This window comes from Epibacterium ulvae, from assembly GCF_900102795.1.
Taxonomy (GTDB): Bacteria; Pseudomonadota; Alphaproteobacteria; order Rhodobacterales; family Rhodobacteraceae; genus Epibacterium; species Epibacterium ulvae.
Map to the genome: position 1 here is coordinate 1 of NZ_FMWG01000027.1, position 3091 is coordinate 3091.

5 protein-coding genes are annotated in these 3091 nt (G+C 52.2%); 2 read left to right on the forward strand and 3 right to left on the reverse strand.

Going from position 1 to position 3091, the window contains the following annotated elements; genetic code table 11:
- Nucleotides 1–13: 13 nt before the first annotated feature.
- Nucleotides 14–118 (forward strand): type II toxin-antitoxin system RelE/ParE family toxin, encoded by a 105-nt coding sequence (locus BLP79_RS19330; protein WP_090221329.1) that lies wholly within the window; start codon nucleotides 14–16, stop codon nucleotides 116–118.
- A gap of 29 nt (nucleotides 119–147) precedes the next feature.
- On the opposite strand, the gene BLP79_RS19335 is transcribed toward BLP79_RS19330, so the two are convergent.
- The 3 genes from BLP79_RS19335 to BLP79_RS19345 form a co-directional block, all read right to left on the reverse strand.
- Nucleotides 148–564 carry a hypothetical protein gene (locus BLP79_RS19335; RefSeq protein ID WP_090221326.1) on the reverse strand — a complete coding sequence of 139 codons (417 nt, stop codon included), beginning with the start codon at nucleotides 562–564 and terminating at the stop codon, nucleotides 148–150.
- Nucleotides 565–635: 71 nt separating this feature from the next.
- Complete coding sequence (locus tag BLP79_RS19340; protein WP_090221327.1) at nucleotides 636–1226, reverse strand: hypothetical protein; 591 nt, start codon at nucleotides 1224–1226, stop codon at nucleotides 636–638.
- Nucleotides 1219–2643 carry a type IV secretory system conjugative DNA transfer family protein gene (locus tag BLP79_RS19345; RefSeq protein ID WP_090221328.1) on the reverse strand — a complete coding sequence of 475 codons (1425 nt, stop codon included), beginning with the start codon at nucleotides 2641–2643 and terminating at the stop codon, nucleotides 1219–1221. Before BLP79_RS19345 ends, BLP79_RS19340 begins: the two co-directional genes overlap by 8 nt.
- A gap of 245 nt (nucleotides 2644–2888) precedes the next feature.
- Between BLP79_RS19345 and BLP79_RS19350 the strand changes: the two genes are divergently transcribed.
- A partial coding sequence (locus BLP79_RS19350) for a plasmid mobilization protein (protein ID WP_425284209.1) occupies nucleotides 2889–3091 on the forward strand: 203 nt, incomplete at its 3' end.

The window sequence follows — 3091 nt, forward strand, 5'->3', positions numbered from 1 at the left end:
TCACCCAGTCGGTGTGCATGTGATTATCTATCTGGTTGATGATAACCGTGTGGTGCGCATCCTGCGTGTCAGGCATTCCCGTGAAAACTGGCCAGAAAATCCGATAGGGTCGATTTAAAGCCCGTACAGGCGCCCCTCCCTTCTGCCCTACCTCTCACCACCAAAAATACTGAACAGGCTTCTACGTGGCGATTTTTCGACCTCTGGTGAAGTATTGGAGGGTGCAGGCAAGGCAAGCTGCTGCGCCTGTTTCATCCATTCATCGCGTTGCGTCTGCGTTTCGGTCAGCCGCTCACGAAGTTGTTCAACTTCGACCTGTAACCGTATGAAATCAGGGTGTTTATCTGGGGTGTCCGGTAGTTCACTTGCAACGGTTTCTGACACAGTTTCTTGCGGTTTCCGTGGGTACACCCGAAAAAGTTCCGAAGGGTCAATCTTATATCCTGCTGATGTTTTCTCCACGAATGATAATTTGCCTGATTTCAAGGCTTTGGACAGTGTGGATTTTTGAACGCCTGTCTGTTTTGCAGCCTCGCCAAGTGTGAAAAATGTGCCTGTTGCCATGGGGGTATCCAATCGTTGCTCGTTGGTGTTGTTTGCAACAGTTTCCCATGTTCGCAACGTCTTGGCAAACCTCAGTATTCTGGCATGCCAAAATCACCCTTACTGCCGTATTTTTCGCGATGATCGGCTTGCTTTTGTTCCTTGCGAACAAAGAGCAAGGCTTCATCCAAGGCGTTGCGGATTTTGTGGCAGACTTGGGGTTGCCAGTTGTTAATCGAGATTTGGAGTGCGTCACTGTCATTGAGCCACATGCGGATCAAGGTAGGATCAGAATGCACAGCACCTGATTTAGGGTCGCGGTAAGGCTGTTCCCCTGTCAGTTGCGATCTCAGACCGTATTCAAAGCGCGTGATTTGATCCGTGGGATAACGCCGCCCTTCGACAAGGGTTGTTTCGGGGTCGAAGACGATTTGGCGATCCACCATGCGCGTTGTCTTCAGCATCACAAGGCAGCCGATAATCAGGGCGAAGCCAACCAGCAGGGGGGTGAATGTTTGGTTCACGAGGCCAACGCCCATGCAGATCAAAAAGCCGATGCCAGCAATGGCACCAAGCATGTTGCTGTTACCTTTGGAAAAATCTCCGAGGACGGGATCAGTCCATGACACGCGCACAGTGGTATCGTTGATCCGTTCGGTTTTGAGTTTCAAATCCTTAGCCATTGAGCAAATCCTTCCAAAAAATGCGCCGTAGGATGAACGGCTTTTTGCCTGCGATCATGACCAGCTTGTTTTGCATGTCACGAGAAAATCCGATTGCGATTTCATGGGATGCCATCAATGGAACAGTGACAACCGTGTCCCTGTCTCTGGGCATGCCGCCTTGTTGTGCGGACAGAGACAGGTTTTCGGGTTGCTGTTGAACGGCCAGTGTCATGCCAAGGCGTTTGGACAGATATTCTAGGGTGGTAGAATCCGTGTTGCCGAAGGCTTCCACGACCCCAGCATTGCCAAGGAATGTTTCCCAGCTATCGCGGTACAGGGCTTTGATCTGGGAAAGATCCTGCATCACTGTCCAGAGTTTGACGTTGTAGCCAGCCATGAGGCCAGCCGCGGCCTCAAGCTGGCGCATGTAGCCCAATTGCGGAAACTCTTCCAAGATGAACAGAACGGGCGGTGTGCCTTCTGGTTGCGGCTCATTTTCCAGTGCGGACATGGCTAATGTGATGATGGTACGCAACCACCGGAAATGGGTTGCCATACGTGATGCCGGCAACACCAGATAAATGGTTGTGGGTTTCCGTTTGAGTGTTCGCAGGGTTTTCAGTTTTGAAGGCGCGAGGTGCGCTTTCATTGGCGTGGAATCGAGAAACGAGGTTTGTTCTACAGCCGTTGAGATGATCGACCCCCGTTCATCTTGTGGCTTACCTTTCATGGTGCCGCCAACGCCAGCCAAGGCACCGTCAAAGGCATCGGGGTTGTCCATCATGACGGTGAATAGGGTGGAGAGCCACAGGCGATCACCGTCTGGGGTGCTGTCATCGTCACCAGTGGGGGCAGTCACCCATTCGCGCACTTCGTTGAGTGATGCGGTTATGTCTTGCGTCTGCTGCCGATTGACGGCCAACAGGATCAGGCCGCGCAGGAGGTTTTTGGCCGACAATGACCAGTGGTCAGATTTTGCGCCTTTGTCTGGGACGATCAGAGCTTCGGCGATGAGCATGGCATTGTCCACAATGTCCATTTCATCGCCTGCGAAGATTTCGGCCAGAGGGTCAAAATCAGCCCGATACTTGGCAGCGTCACCCGACACCTCGCCAAATGGGTCAAGGATGTACACATCCTGCCCCATCTGTGCTCGATGTTTGGCGGTGTTGGTCGCCAGTTCTCCTTTGGGGTCGATGGTCAGGACAGAACCTGTCCATGTCAGAAGATTTGACATGAGAGAGGTGGCCGATTTTCCTGCCCTTGATCCTGCAATCGTCACCACATGGCGGTTGTCATCTACCCCGATTTTTCGCCCGTCTTTTGTTCGCCCAAGCAGGATTTTCCCTGCTTCAAAATGATAATCTTCCGATTGCAATTCGTCTGGTTGCATCCATTCGGCAGAGGGTGGGGAGGGGCGCATATATGGGGGCATTTAATCACCTAAAGCTAAAGAATCACGGTGATTGTAACCATTAAGAAACTGTTGACGAATGGTTGCTATAATTTGATAGTAGCCAGATATGTTTTTACTATGTAAAAACTCTGGTTAGGGGGTCTTGCGCCACCCCCTAAAACCCAGCTTAAAGCCCCACCCACGGGGCAGGGCTGCAGAGCGTGCCGACGCTCAACCACGGCCAAGGAACATGCGTCCTTGGATGCGCAAATGGAGGTAATGGCATGGCAGGCGGAAGGCCAAAGCTATCACCTGAAGACCGACACTCGGAACAGATCAACATTCCGTTGAAACCGTCCGACCTTGCGAGCCTTCAGGACAGCGCAGACAAAGCGCAAACGACGATCACGGATTTTGTCCGTGCCTCTGCGCTTGGCCATCGCTTCAACGTCATGCAATCGCATGCGCCTGACTTTGAAACCATGGC